General features: G+C 66.9%; 10 protein-coding genes. 3 read left to right on the top strand and 7 right to left on the bottom strand.

Translation table 11 applies throughout. From position 1 onward, the window contains the following. Positions 1 to 27: 27 nt before the first annotated feature. Positions 28 to 1,227, bottom strand: a complete 1,200-nt coding sequence (locus tag OXK16_01885; GenBank protein ID MDE0374697.1) for a hypothetical protein — start codon at positions 1,225 to 1,227, stop codon at positions 28 to 30. A 142-nt stretch (positions 1,228 to 1,369) separates the two neighbouring features. Between OXK16_01885 and OXK16_01880 the strand changes: the two genes are divergently transcribed. Next, on the top strand, positions 1,370 to 2,623 hold the full coding sequence (locus tag OXK16_01880; GenBank protein MDE0374696.1) for an aspartate aminotransferase family protein: 1,254 nt from the start codon (positions 1,370 to 1,372) through the stop codon (positions 2,621 to 2,623). A 48-nt stretch (positions 2,624 to 2,671) separates the two neighbouring features. Here OXK16_01880 and OXK16_01875 read toward each other — a convergent pair whose 3' ends face one another. From OXK16_01875 to OXK16_01855, 5 genes are all read right to left on the bottom strand, one after another. Beyond that, the gene (locus tag OXK16_01875) at positions 2,672 to 3,556 is read right to left on the bottom strand and encodes an EamA family transporter (protein ID MDE0374695.1); all 885 of its coding nucleotides are present in this window, start codon (positions 3,554 to 3,556) and stop codon (positions 2,672 to 2,674) included. A gap of 79 nt (positions 3,557 to 3,635) precedes the next feature. Continuing rightward, positions 3,636 to 5,993, bottom strand: a complete 2,358-nt coding sequence (ppsA, locus tag OXK16_01870; GenBank protein MDE0374694.1) for a phosphoenolpyruvate synthase — start codon at positions 5,991 to 5,993, stop codon at positions 3,636 to 3,638. Positions 5,994 to 6,059: 66 nt separating this feature from the next. Next, positions 6,060 to 8,942, bottom strand: a complete 2,883-nt coding sequence (locus OXK16_01865) for a UPF0182 family protein (protein ID MDE0374693.1) — start codon at positions 8,940 to 8,942, stop codon at positions 6,060 to 6,062. Positions 8,943 to 8,984: 42 nt separating this feature from the next. Then, positions 8,985 to 10,181, bottom strand: coding sequence for a hypothetical protein (locus OXK16_01860; GenBank protein MDE0374692.1), 1,197 nt, complete (start codon positions 10,179 to 10,181; stop codon positions 8,985 to 8,987). Between the two features lie 75 nt (positions 10,182 to 10,256). Further along, on the bottom strand, positions 10,257 to 11,306 hold the full coding sequence (locus OXK16_01855; GenBank protein ID MDE0374691.1) for a PDZ domain-containing protein: 1,050 nt from the start codon (positions 11,304 to 11,306) through the stop codon (positions 10,257 to 10,259). 204 nt (positions 11,307 to 11,510) lie between these two features. On the opposite strand from OXK16_01855, the gene OXK16_01850 reads away from it, so the two are divergent. Further along, positions 11,511 to 12,098, top strand: coding sequence for a biotin transporter BioY (locus tag OXK16_01850; protein ID MDE0374690.1), 588 nt, complete (start codon positions 11,511 to 11,513; stop codon positions 12,096 to 12,098). 8 nt (positions 12,099 to 12,106) lie between these two features. Here OXK16_01850 and OXK16_01845 read toward each other — a convergent pair whose 3' ends face one another. Then, complete coding sequence (locus tag OXK16_01845) at positions 12,107 to 12,553, bottom strand: molybdenum cofactor biosynthesis protein MoaE (GenBank protein MDE0374689.1); 447 nt, start codon at positions 12,551 to 12,553, stop codon at positions 12,107 to 12,109. A gap of 115 nt (positions 12,554 to 12,668) precedes the next feature. Between OXK16_01845 and OXK16_01840 the strand changes: the two genes are divergently transcribed. Beyond that, entirely contained in the window at positions 12,669 to 13,763 is a 1,095-nt protein-coding gene (locus OXK16_01840; protein MDE0374688.1) for a zinc-dependent metalloprotease, read from the top strand. Positions 13,764 to 13,788 lie beyond the last annotated feature (25 nt).

Genomic DNA, 13,788 nt, shown 5'->3' with positions numbered 1-13,788 from the left:
TAGTTGCTAGTTATCACTAACTAAGGATCAGCCAAGCTTCTTGGAGATGGCGGCCGCACCCCGCAGGGCGGTTCCATCAGCCCCGGCCACCGAGAATCGGCGAGGGGCGGCAGCCTCCAGTTCGGCCACCAGGTCGACTACTAGTTGCCGGCGGCTGATGGGAGGGTCCACCCACAGGTAGAGGGAGAGGCTGCCGGGGATGGTGTTCACCTCGTTGATCCACAGCTCCCCGTCCCTCTCCAGGAAGTCGATCCGGGCCATCGACCGGATCCCGGTCAACTCGGTGACCCGCCGGGCCATCGACCGGAGCCGTTCCTCGACCTCGCCGGGAAGGCTCGCCGGCAGCTCCCGGGCCGAGCCTTCGATGCCTCCTCCCGACAGGTACTTCTCGCGGTAGTCGTAGAACTGCTCGCTGACCGGCGCTTCGATGGCGGACAACTCCAACTGCGGGTACGTCCGCACCGCCACGTTGAGATCCCGCCCACCTTCGAGGTAAGGCTCGATCACCGCTCCCCTGTCCAGATGCGGTGACGACCCGAGCAGCGCTACCGCGGTCTCGTAATCGCTCACCACCTCGATGCCGATCGACGACCCGCCGAAGCGGGGCTTGACGATGTAGGGGGAAGGGAAGTCGGGAGTGCCGCCGGTACCCACCGGAACCCGAGGCAGGCAGGGGAAACCCGAGGCTGCCATTAATGCCCCGAAGGTCAGCTTGTCCATCAGCAGGTTGGAGCCCGCCGCATCCGGGCCCGAGTAGCGGATGCCGGCCAGGTCCATGGCACCCTGCAGGGTCCCGTCCTCGCCCGGGCCGCCGTGACAGCACACCAGTACCGTGTCCACCTCCAGGCGGCGCCGCTTCAGGAACCATCCGGCCTGCGGGCGAGCCTCGAAGCGCAACTCCCGTGCCTTCGGAGGGATCCCGGCCGCGTAGTCATCGGCCTCGCCCTCCGCCGCCACCAGGTACCAACCACCCGTCTTCGACCAGTAGAGGACCGCGGGGTCGGCACCGGCCTCCGCCAGGAGCCGGGCAGCCTGCAGCCCGGTCAGCACGCTGATGTCATGCTCTGGCGACGGGCCTCCGAATACCACCGCCGGCTTGGCCATGGCCTTCACCTCCCGGACCGTAAACTGGCGTAGCCCTCCCAATGGGTAGGACCGTCCCAGGCTAATGAGCGGGTGCGAGACACCGGGGTACTTCCGGTCGCCTCCCCGGATCTCTCGGAGCATTGGCACCGTCTCGGGCAACCTCCATGGTCCCCGCACCGGTCCCCCGGGCTGGTTCCCTACGGCACGCATGAGTCTCGCTATCATTCTCGGCGGCCCTGCTACCGGGCATAACCGACCGCGGCGACAGTTGGGGGGCGTACCCATGGCTACCAAGTTCTGGCATCCGTTCGCGGACATGCGCGCAGTGCTCAAGAGCGAGTTGGTGATCGCGCGCGGCGAGGGATGCTACGTGTGGGACGACTCAGGAAAGCGGTACCTCGACGCGGCCGCCAGCCTGTGGTACTGTAATATCGGGCACGGACGCTCCGAGATCGCAACCGCGGTCGCCGACCAGATGCGCACCCTGGAGACCTACTCCACATTCGGGGACCTCACCTCGCCACCGGTCAACGAGTTGACCGATAGGCTCTCGATGATCGCGCCGATCCCGGACAGCGTGAGCTTCCTGACCAGCGGCGGCTCCGACTCCGTCGACACCGCCGTCAAGCTCGCCCGCCGTTACCACACCGCCATGGGCCGGCCCGACCGGACCTTCGTGCTCAGCCGGTCGCGGGCCTATCACGGGATGCACACCGCCGGCACCAGCATCGCCGGCATCTCCGCCAACAACGACGGATACGGCAAGCTGCTGACCGATACGGCCCTGGTCGAGTGGGACTCGCACGACTCCCTGCTGGACGCCATCGAACGGATCGGCGCCGAACGCATCGCAGCGTTCATCTGCGAGCCGATCATCGGCGCGGGCGGCGTTCTCGCTCCCCCGCCCGGCTACCTCGAGAAGGTGCGGGGCATCTGCAGGGACACCGGCATCCTGTTCATCGCCGACGAGGTCATCACCGGCTTCGGGCGCACCGGGATGTGGTTCGCCAGCGACCGCTGGAACCTGCAGCCCGACCTGGTCACGTGCGCCAAGGGCATAACCTCGGGCTACCTTCCGCTGGGCGCGGTGATCGCGGCGCCTCACGTGGCCGAGCCTTGGTTCGTGGGTGACGCCGGGATGTGGCGGCACGGCTATACCTACACGGGCCACACCACCGTCGCGGCGGCCGCCATCGCCAACCTCGACATAATCCAGCGTGAGAACCTGCTGGCGGAGGCGAGCCGCCTGGAGGCTCAACTTGCGGCCGGGCTGGGCCCGCTGGCCGCCCATGACCTTGTCACCGAGGTGAGGTGCGGGGTCGGTGCTCTGGCAGCCGTCCAGCTGGCGCCCGAGGCAACCGCCGAGAACCCGCAGCTACCGGATCGCATGAACGGCGCCCTGCGCGAGCACGGGGTTCTGAGCAGGATACTGTTCGGCAACGCCGTTCAGATCTCGCCGCCCTTCGTGATGACGGAGAGCCAGGTGACCGACCTGGCCGATGCCGTGCGGGCAAGTCTCGACGAGCTAGTTGATTAGTTGCTAGTTGTTAGTTGCTAGCTATATCTAGAGACTAACAACCAGAGACTAGAAACTGGATATGGTTACCAGCCCGAGGACGGTCAAGGCAGCGCCGGCCACAACCTTGCTGTTCAGTTTCTCCAGGTCCCTCAGGAACAGCGCCGAGAACAACACCACCATCAGGGGCTGGGACATGATGATCGGACCTACCACCGACACGTCTCCGGACTCCAGCGCCCGGAAAACCGCCAGCACGCCGAGACCGGCCAGAAGCCCGGTGGGTATGAACCATTGCCACCCGGGTTCCAGGCTGACCGTGGCGCGTATGCGGGGCGCCAGCGCCAGGATCACGACCCAGAGCAAGATGATCGTGATGGTCCCGCTCACCGCGCCGAAGGCGGGATGGGGTGTCTCTTCCAGGCCCAGCTTGCGCAGCAGATCCGAGGCCGCGAACGAGATTCCGCCCAGTACCGGTAGGAGATAGGCCCACCGCCCGCCCTTGACGGGCTCCCGGAGGCCACCGGCCGCGCCGGAGGCGGGCTGTCCCCTCACCAGCACCGTGATGCCTGCCGCTATGGCCACTGCTCCGGCGACGCGCCAGACAGTGACCGGCTCGGCCAGCAGGATCCATCCCCCCACCAGGGCCAGCGCCGGGTAGGTGGCGGTCTGGAGGGGCGTGGCGGTGGAAGGCCCGAGCAGCCTGACCGCGAAGATGAAGGCCGTCCGGCCCACCCCCTCTCCCACGATCCCTCCGACCACGAAGAACAGGATCGCCCGGAGCGTCAGGCCGGTCGGGGGATCGGCCAGGGTCAAGACGCCGGTCACGAGGGCTCCGACCGGCAGCGACACCATCAGGCCGGTCATAAGGCTGTTGTTGCGAAAACCCCGGGTGACCGTGATGGCGAGGGCCGAGAAGCTCGCCGCCGCCAGCAGGGCGAAGACTACGGGCATGAAAGATCAGGAGCCGGCGCGGGCATGCGCTCCCGGCCGCCGGATGATCCCGGCGGCATCAGAGATGCCGGGCGCGACGTCATGCCTCCTGGCCGGACAGGTACATCCAGGTCTCGACCACCGTGTCGGGATTCAACGAAACACTCTCGAGCCCCACGTCCACCAGCCAGGCCGCGAAGTCCGGATAGTCGGAAGGGGCCTGGCCGCAGATGCCGATGTACTTACCGCCATCATTGCACGCCTTCACCGCCAGACGGATCAGCTCCTTCACAGCCGGGTTACGCTCGTCGAAGAGGTCGGCTACCAGGGCGGAGTCACGATCCAATGCCAGGGAGAGCTGGGCGAGGTCGTTCGATCCGATCGAGAAGCCGTCGAAGAACTCCAGGAACTCCGAGGCGAGCAGAGCGTTGGAGGGTATCTCGCACATCATGATGATCCTCAGCCCGTCCTGCCCGCGACGCAGGCCGTTGCGAGCCAGCACCTCCACCACGCTGGAAGCCTCCTCTACGGTACGGACGAAAGGAACCATGACCTCGATGTTGTCGAGGCCGAGTCCGGTCCGCACCCGCCGCAGCGCCTCGCACTCGAGCGCGAACACGTCGGCGAACTCCGTGGAACGGTACCGGGAAGCTCCCCGGAACCCGAGCATCGGGTTCTCCTCGGTGGGCTCGTACCGGCTCCCGCCCAGCAGGTGGGCGTACTCGTTCGACTTGAAGTCTGATAGGCGCACGATCACCGGCTTGGGGTGGAAGCCGAGAGCCAGCGTCGCGATCCCCTCCACCAGCTTGGTGATGAAGAACGACCGGGGATCCTCGTATCCGGCGATGCGCTCCTCGATGCCCTGCCTCACGTCAGCGGGGACGTCCGGGTAGTCGAGCAAGGCCTTCGGGTGGACTCCGATGGCGTTGTTGATGATGAACTCCATCCTGGCCAGGCCCACACCGTGGTTGGGAATCCGGCTGAATCCGAAGGCGCGGGAGGGATTTCCGACGTTCATCATCACCTTGGTGGGAGGTTCCGGCATGCGATCCAGTTGGATCACCTCGGTCCGGAACGGCACGGCGCCTTCGTAGACCCTCCCGATCTCACCCTGCGCGCACGAGACCGTCACGTCGGCGCCATCCTCCAGGCGCCGGGTGGCGTTCCCCGACCCCACCACGGCCGGAACTCCCAGTTCTCGGGCGATTATGGCGGCGTGGCAGGTGCGGCCGCCACGGTTGGTGACGATGGCCGCGGCCCGCTGCATCACGGGCTCCCAGTCCGGATCCGTCATGTCCGCGACCAGGACATCACCCTCCTCGACCCGGTTCATGTCCCGGGGAGAGTGGACGACCCTCACCGCGCCGGTCCCGATCCGCTGGCCCACGCTGCGGCCGGTCACCAGGACTGCCCCGCTCCCCTCAAGCCGGAACCGGGTGAGGATCGCCTGACTCTCCCGGCTCCGCACTGTCTCCGGGCGCGCCTGAACGATGTAGAGGCGACCGTCGTCGGTGTCCTTCGCCCATTCGATGTCCATCGGGCGTCCGTAGTAGTCCTCGATGGCCACCGCCTGGCGAGCCAGTTCCTCTATCTCCGGATCGCTGAGGCAGAACCGCCGCTGGTCGGCGAGCGGCAGATCCTCCACCTCGATCTCGGAGCCCCCCAACTCGCCGAACACCATCTGCTGCGTCTTGGTCCCGAGCGTCCGGGAGATCACCGCCGGCCGCCCGGCGGCCAGGTTGCGCTTTGCCACGTAGAACTCGTCGGGGTTGATGCCTCCCTGGACCAGGAGCTCACCCAGCCCGTAGGCGCCGGTGATGAATACGACCCCGTCGAACCCGCTCTCGGTGTCGATGGTGAACACGACTCCGGACGCGGCACTGCGAACCATCCTCTGCACGCCCGCGGAGATGGCGACCCGGCCCTCGTCGTATCCGCTCCGGATCCGGTAGCTGAGCGCCCGGTGGCTGAAGAGGGAGGCGAAGACATCCCGAACCGCCCGGACCACCCGGTCCGCGCCCTGTACCCCGAGGTAGGTGTCCTGCAGGCCGGCGAAGGAGGCGTCCGGCAGGTCCTCGGCAGTGGCGGACGACCGTACCGCCACGACGGACCCGCCCGGCTCGGCGCCCAGGCTCTCGTAGGCGGTGCCGATCTCATCTATCAGCCGCTCGGGAACCGGCGCACCGGCCACCCAGCGCCGGATGTCCTCTCCGGCGTCGCGCAGCGCGGCCGGACCATCCGTGCCGGCCTCGAGCAGGCGCCGGTCGACGCGGTCCTGCAGTCCCGACTCGGTCATGAACAGCCGGAACGCATCCACGGTGGTCGCGAAGCCGTTGGGCACGATCACGCCCAGCGACCCCAGGTTGGAGTACATTTCCCCGAGCGAGGCGTTCTTACCCCCCACCAGCGAGATGTCCTTGAGAGAGACATCCCCGAACCACCTGATCAGGCCGGTCATCCACCGCCTCCCATGGTCGCGGGCCGTCCATCATAGGATCGGCGGGCTTGGCGTCCGGTCAGTTGCTCACCCTTCCAGCAACCCGAGCAGGCGGTCGGTCAGCCGGGCAACCTCGTCGACCTTCGCCTGGTATTCGCCCAGGTCACCGGAGCGGAGGGCCTGATCGGCCTCGGTCAGGAGACGGTCGATCCGAAGGACCGTGGCTTGAACTTCGTCGCTCCCGTCACCTGGAGCGGTAACGGCATCCTCGGACGCGGTGTCGGCGTCGGGGCGCACGACGGCCCGCGCCGAGCCGAAGATCTCCGCCAGGGCAGCATCCAGCGACTCGCTCATGATCGGGGTGGTCTGGTCACCGAACACCACCACAACCCGCTTGAACTCGGGCAGCAGGACCCCCTCCGCCCTGAGATAGATGGGCTGGATGAACAGGAGGGACTCCTCGACCGGCACCACCAGCATGTTGCCCCGGATGATCTCCGATCCCTGCTGGCCCAGCAGGGTGAACTGCTGGGAGATGACCGGATCCTGGTCGATCCGAGCGCTCACCTGCTCGAGCCCGTTGGTGAGCACTCCCCTGGGCAGGCGGTAGTCGATGATCTTCCCGTAGTCGGCGGGACCGCTCTTCGCCACCAGGAAGGCGGTCATGTTGTTCCGGCTGGCCGGGTTGAAGCTCTGGAAGATGAGGTAGGACAGATCCTCCTCATCCGGCAGCCTCATCAGCATGTAGTAGGGCAGGCTCTGGCGAAGGTCCTTTCGGACCCGGCCGGCTTGATCGAAGGCGTCGCCACGAAGCAGTTCCCGGTCGGATGTGGCCGGATCGCCCGGGATGTCCCATTTGTCCTCGTCCTGGAAGAAGTCCTGCGGGTCCAACTGGTGATAGGTGGCGTACATCTCGGACTGGACCCGGAACATGTCCTCCGGGTAGCGCAGGTGGCCCCGTAGCTCCTCGCTCATCTCGGAAGCGTCCGTGAACACTTCGGGGAACACGTTCCGGTAGGCCTGGGTGAGCGGATCGGTGGGTTCGAGGACATAGAGCGTCATGGTGCCGTCCTCGGCGTCGACCACCGCCTTCACCGAATTACGGATGTAGTTGAAATCACGCGACAGATCCGAGGTGATCCCGAGGCGCTCGTCGATGACCGGCGCCGAGTACGGGTAGCGGTCGGTGGTCGCGTAGAGGTCGACGATCCACACCAGGCGCCCGTCGATGAGCGCTAGGTACGGATCGTTGTCGGCTTGCATGAAGGGCGCCACGCGGGCGAGCCGATCGACCACGTTGCGCACCATCAACACCCGGGATTCCGCGGTGAGCTCGGGCGAGATGAGCGTGTTGAGGTCACCGAACCGCAAGGCCATCGCGAACCGGACCGCGAAGTTGGATATCTGCACTCCACCCTCGCCCTCGTAGGTGTTGCGAACCACTGTGTCGTCCTCGCCGGAGGGGAAGTCCACCTCCTGCTGCTTGGTCCTGGTGACCACATAGCTACCCGTTCTGGCCGCCTCGCCGAAGTAGATGCGGGGCTGGAGGGTCTGCAGCTCGGGCACGCTCGACTCGGGTGGAACGTCCCGCACCAGGAAGTCCGGCTCGCCCGTGGTCGGGTTTACATCGTTGGCCCGGGAGATCACCTCCCCGAACCCGTGCGTGTACACCAGCTTCTCGTTGACCCATCCCTCCGCCGGCAGGTCCTCCGAGTCCAGCTCCCGGGCGGCGATCATCACCTGGGTCAGTTCCCCGTCGATCACGTACCGGTCGGTATCGACGTTGGAGATCTGGTAGTAGGGGCGGATCGCCTGCAGCTGGGAGTACGCCGGCTCCAGCACGCCGGGGTCCCAGAGCTTCACGTTGCTGATGGTCGCCTGGTTACCGGCGATGTCCTCGCTGGTCAGGTCCGGCGAGGCCGCGAAGTCGCGAGTCTCCACCTGCCCCTCCCCCAGGCCGTAGGCATCCAGGGTGTACTCGATGTGATGCTCGATGTAGGGGCGCTCGAGGTTGAACTGGTTGGGCTGGACACGGAACCGCTCGATGGCCGCCGGGATGACGCCGCCTACCACCACCGAGACGATGAGCCACAGCCCGCCCGCAACCGCCGGCAGTAACCAGCCTGCCTGGCGCATATTCCACAGGAGCAAGCCCGCGCCCAGTATCGAGATGGCCATCAGCAAGGTGAGGGCCGGGCGATGGGCGGTGACGTCTGTGTAGGAAGCGCCGAAGATGGCGCCCCGGGTGGAGTACAGGAGTTCGTAGGCGTCGAGCCGGTAGGCGACCGCCTTGAGTAGCGCCAAAGCCGCCAGCAGAACCGACAGGTGAGACTTGACCCCTCTCGAGACGAGCGGAAACCGGTTCGGCAGCCGCTGGATGCCGCCGCTCAAGTAGTGGTATGCCAGCGAGACCAGCGCGGATGCGACCACTAGCTGGATCGCCCACCCAACGATGTTCCGGTAGACGGGTAGGTGGAACACGTAGAAGGACACATCGACCCCGAAGATCGGGTCAGCCTTCCCGAACGGGACTTCGTTGAGCCAGACCAGCACGTCCCGCCACCAAGACGCTATGGCCACGCCGAGCAGGAGTCCGAGAAGCGTCGCCCCGGCCAGGTGGGCGCGGATCCGGCGCGCGCCTATCCACTGCCGGAAGCGGCGGATCACCTCGTCATCCGGGCCTCCGCTCACCAGCGGGTCAACTTTGCAGCGGGAGACCACCTCCAGGTTGATCCAGACGACGAGGGCGGCAACCGTGAAACCGATCAGCGCCAGCAGGATCCGCGACACCAGGGTGGTGACCCAGACCGACGTGGCACCGACCGAACTGAACCAGAGATAGTCGGTCCATGCGGTGGCCAGCCCGCTCAGCGCCATCAGCAGCAGGAAGGCCGCCACCGCCACGAGGATCAGCCAGCGACTGGGACGGCGGCGAGGCCGCCGGAAAGAACCCGGCTCCATTCTGATCATGATCCAGGAGGGTAGCGGGCTAAATCAGGGTAGCGGACTACCTCACACAGGGGCGTTGGAGCGGCCAACCCGGTTCCGTAGGCGAGAGAAGAGCACCGACAGTTCGTCATCAGGCGGCGCCGTGACGCCAGGATCGGCGCCGTTGCCACGGGCGGTGACGGGCGCCCTGCCACGACCCGGACGGGATCCGGCCCCGGCCGGGACCGAAGGCCCAGCAGGGCGGTCGGGTAGTTCCCCGGCCGCGGGTCGTCCGTTCTCCGCCTCGATACCGGTATCTGGCCCCGCGCGGAGACGAGCCACCTCTCGGGCCACCTCAACGGCATCCACCTCGACCCGGGCTCGCGTTGCGGGGGTACCGACCAACCGGACGCTCCGCGTCCCGTCGGCCCAGCCGAGGCGGATGGCGGACTCGCCGAGCTCCGCTCCCTCGTCATGGTCGCTGCCGGGGGTCTTCGCCGGCTTACCCTTCGTCGGCGCCTCGGCCGGAGTGGAGGTGGCCGGGATCACCCGGATGGTGCCATAGACCTCGGATGGAGCCGGCGATTCCGACTCCTCGACATGTTCGTCCTCCGCCGGGACCTCGACCACGAGGCGCTTGGTCGGCGAGGTAGCCGGCTCGGAGTCCTCGCCATCCGGCACCTGCCCGTCCACTCCCCCATCGGCGCCTGCCTCCGGGCTCGCCGCGCTCGCCAATTCGACCAGCCGGTCGTACTCGACTCTCGCCGTCTGCAGGACGTTCTCGGAGTCCCGGCGGGCTGCGGCCAGATTCCGTATCGCCCGGCGCTCCGCGTCATCGATGATGCGGAGGGCATCACCCTCAGCATCGGCCCGCAGTTCGGCCACCTCCGAACTAGCTGTCTCCAGCATCTCCGTGGCCGCCTCCCACGCAACCTGGCGCAGGGTGAAGGCTTCGTCCTCCGCCTCGGCCACGATCTGCCGGGCCTGCTCCTGAGCCGATTCCACGCTGTCCGAGACATCGATCTCGGCAGTGCTACGGATGCGCTGGGCTGCCAAACGGGCCGATTCCAGTACCTCGTCTATCTCCCGCACTGCCGAGGCGATGGCGCCACCCAACTCCGGCTCGGTCCCGGCCCCACTCTCGTCCGGGCTCCGAGCGCCAGGGGAGGAGAGCCGGGCAATACGCTGGTTCGCCTCCCGGACGAATGCCCGCACCTCGAGTGGGTCATAGCCGAGGAACGTGCGGCTGAAGGTCAGCTGCTCGGTGTCCGCGCCTGTCAACTCTCTGTTCATATGTGGATAACTCTACCCCGCGATCCGCATCTTGGGGATAAGTTCCGCGTGGCGGGGGTGAAATCAGACCGGCAGCGCCCTCACCGCCTCCACCGCCTCCTCGATCGAGGAGACAGCCAGAATCTCGACACCATCCCACCCGGCCGCCACCGCATCCGGGTAGTTCTGCTGCGGCACCAGGATGTAACGGGCCCCGGCGTTCTGGGCGGCGATGACCTTCTGGCGGACGCCTCCTACCGGCCCCACATGCCCGTCGGACGAGATGGTGCCGGTACCGGCGATGATGTTCCCCCGGACGAGATCCTCTTCCGTGAGCAGGTCGATCAAGCCCAGGGCATACATCATGCCCGCCGACGGACCACCCCCGGAGGTAGCCCGGTCGATGTCGATCTCGAAGGGTAACTCCGCGCGAGGTGTGTAGTCGCCCAGTCCGATCCCCACCATGGGCCGACCGGGCTCATCCGGATGTTCGCCCAGGGTGACCTCGAGGTCGTAACGCTCACCCTGCCTCAGGATGCTCAGCACCACGGCATCGCCGATCTTCCGGGAGCCGATCGCGTCCGTGGCCTCCTGGATGGTATCCACCGGCGCGTGCTCCACCCCCACGACCACATCACCGGCCTCGAGGATCCCGACCGCCGGCCCGCTCTCCAACACCGAGACGACCAGGACCCCGTCCTCGGCGCGCTCCACCGGAACCCCCAGGTAGTCGAGCGCGGCCAGGATGGCGCTGTCCACGGAGTCGTCCATCATCTGAAGGTTCCGCTCCCGATGCTCCTCGGGCGTGACACCCTCCGGGCGGATCAGAGCTCGCGGTACCACGTCAATACCGGGATCGAGCCAGCCCTCCATCAGGGCATACGCGTTCACCTCCTGGAGGCTCACCGTCAACAGGTAGAGATCCCCGTTCAACGGATGGACTGCGTGACCGTCCTCGACGGTCACGTAGTCGACGACCTCTCCGATCGGCCCGGGCCACATCGCGTAGTAGGGCACCGTGACGAACCACAGGAGTCCGGCTGCCACGGCCGTACAGACCAGCCCGACCGCTGCGGCCAACGGCCAGAAGCGGTCCGGGGGCTGCGGGGAGCCCTCGCGGCCGGCAGGAGCCACACGACTCGGGGAAGTCTCGGGAGGGTCTTGCATAGGACCTGATCGAGATTACCCACCGGCCTTGCATACCGGATCATCCACACCCGGTAGCCTGTCACCGCGCCCCGGTCCACACCGGTTACCCAACTGTCGTGTTCCGATGGTCATGAAACCCGGCCCGGCCCGACCGAGTCCAAAGCCCAGTCAACACCAAGGAGCCCATCAATGAGCTACCAGCCCGAGGTGCTTTCCGCCCGGATCATCCCGCTCGGGAACATGGACGCACGCGTCGCCACCGCCGTCCGGGTCGTGGCCTTCGCCCTGCTGACCGCGGCCTGTGCCCAGATCCGGATCCAACTGGGCTTCACACCCGTTCCGATCACGGGCCAGACATTCGCGGTGCTCCTGACCGGTGCGGTTCTCGGAGCTCGCGAGGGGGCCGCCAGCCAGTTGCTATACGTAGCTCTCGGGGCGATCGGGCTTCCCTTCTACGCCGGCGGGGCAGGCGGCTGGGAAGTGGCCACCGGAGCTACCGGCGGGTACCTGGTGGGGTTCATTCTGGCGGCCTACGTGACGGGTTACCTCGCCGAACAACACCACGATCGCCGCCTGGCCACCTCGGTCGGCACCTTCCTGACCGGCAACCTCATCATCTACGCCCTGGGCATAGCCTGGCTCATGTACACGTTCTCGTGGGGCCTCGTGGAGGGAGTCGAGAAGGGGATGGCCCCGTTCCTCATCGGCGACACCATCAAGATCCTGCTAGCCGCCGGTGCCACGCCCATCGCCTGGAAACTGGTGGGACGTCTCTAGAAACTAGACTACGAGCCCGGGGACCAGGCCTCTCCCCCTGGCCAGACCTCCTTCTTCCAGATGGGGGCGCGGGACTTGAGCTCGTCGATCAGGTAGCGGGCGGCTTCGAACGCCTCGGCGCGGTGCGCACAGGCGACGGCGACGGCCACCGATGCCTCGGCCAACTCCACTCGACCGACCCGGTGCTCGACCACCACCCCGTTGATGGGCCAGCGAGCCGTGGCCTCTTCCACGATCTCCTCGATCCGGCCGACGACATGGGCCTCGTAGGCCTCGTATTCCAGGTGGGTGATCCCCTGCCTGCCTGGGGAATGATCCCGCACGGTGCCCAGGAAGAGGGCGATGGCCCCGCTCTGCGGGCCGCTCACCTCGCCGACCAGGGCACGCGGATCGATAGGTCGGGCGGAGACCCTCACGCGGCACCGAACCCGCTCCCGCGGATGCATAGATTCCATGGGATGGATTCTATGGGAACGGCGGGCGACCGTGCTTTGACAGCGGACAGGCCATTATGCAGGGACACCGCTAGCCTCGGAGAGAGCGGCGGAGCCATCGTATAGGAGGGCGGCAATGACGGATCGCAACCTCCTCGACGAGCTCATGAAGCTGCTCAGCCGGCCGGGCCCCGTCAACTGGGCGCTGGCAGAGCAACTCGCCTGCCATGTCTCGGGCGACCCCGAGCCCATCGATCCCTGGATTGCAGACGAATACCTGGAGCTGGCCCGCCTGGTCCAGTTGAAGGTCCCCGCATCCACCGGCCTGGCCACCGATCCGACCCTCGAGCCCGTCCTGGTCGGTCGGAAGGAGTGGGCCCGCCTTCACCTCCGCTCCTTCCGCTACCTGGTCGATCCTATGGCGGACCGCCTGGACGGGATGGGATCCGGCCCGCTCGGCGGGCTGATGAAACCCCTCGGCCCGGCGCTACTGGGCATGAACGCGGGTGCCCTGGCAGGAATGCTCAGCACGCAGGCGCTCGGATCGTTCGATACCGGGCTGCCGGCAGCCGAGCCGGTCGGTATCACCTTCCATATCCCGAACACCGAAAGCTTCGCCTCGGAGCACGGACTCGATCCCCGCCAGGTCAGGTTGTGGGTGGCATTCCACGAGTCGGTCCACGAGGCCCTACTCGGCCAACCGTGGGTGCGGCCTCATCTGATCGATCTGTTCGGATCGGTGGTGAGTTCGATGGAGCTCGACGCCGGCGCGCTCGGCATCTGGCAGGAGGCCCTCACCGACCCGGCCCGTCTGGAGGAGGCCTTCGGCCAACCGGGCGGGATGAGCGCCCTGTTCGGAGGGGGGATGAACGAGACGCTGCTGGAGGAGGCTCATACCGCCATGACGATGGTAGAGGGGTACGGCGCCTACCTGGTCGAACAAGCCTCGGCCGGGTTGCTCCCGGACCTCACGAACATCCGATCCGCCATGGCAGAACATCTGGCGACCCGGGGAGATCGCTCCGAGTTCGCCGGAACCCTCCGGACCTCCCCGTCAGCAGGGGTCCACGGCAGGGGCGCCGAGTTCTGTGCCGAGGTGGCTACGCGCTGGGGCCCGGCAGCAGTGCGGAGGATCTGGCAAGGCGTTGACAACCTGCCCTCTCCGCAGGAACTCGATGACGTGACCGGATGGGCCGCAAGGGTCCTGCTGGACGACCCCTTCACCGGCTGAGGGCTCGTGCGCCGCCGATAGTATT

The sequence above is a fragment of the bacterium genome (assembly GCA_028821235.1).
GTDB lineage: Bacteria > Actinomycetota > Acidimicrobiia > Spongiisociales > Spongiisociaceae > Spongiisocius.
Note: the sequence above shows the minus strand (reverse complement) of the source record. Positions and strands in the feature narration are given on the sequence as shown.